Source organism: Methanohalophilus sp. WG1-DM, assembly GCF_004104135.1.
Taxonomy (GTDB): Archaea; Halobacteriota; Methanosarcinia; order Methanosarcinales; family Methanosarcinaceae; genus Methanohalophilus; species Methanohalophilus euhalobius.
The window spans coordinates 1-370 of record NZ_RRBA01000054.1; the positions used below are offsets into that span (position 1 = coordinate 1).

Here is a 370-nt window from a genome sequence, read left to right on the forward strand (position 1 = left end):
GCATAGTCCGCATCGAAGTCCGCCAAGAACATTAAACATATACTCAGCGCATTTTTCTCTATGAATGACCCCTTCTGATGTAAGAGCATCAACCGGACATACTTCGATACACTTCATGCATTCACTACATGCATCATTTATAAATGGCAAATCGGTTTTTTCTTCCGTATCCAATGGTGCATCCGTCAGTATCGCAGCCATACGTACTTTGGGCCCAAAGTCCTTTGTGATCAGAAGATGATTCATGCCAAAGTTTCCCACTCCTGCACTGTAAGCAGCATATTTGAAAGATAAATCTGCTTTAAGTGTTTCACGATTGGCATACCAGTAACCGTACTCACTTCCTTCACTTGGAGCAATCGTTGCCATA

At 42.4% G+C, this 370-nt stretch carries 1 protein-coding gene; it reads right to left on the reverse strand.

The window, feature by feature from the left end; translation table 11 throughout:
* On the reverse strand, positions 1-370 hold a 370-nt coding region (locus CI957_RS10435; protein ID WP_164909102.1), incomplete at both ends, for a 4Fe-4S binding protein.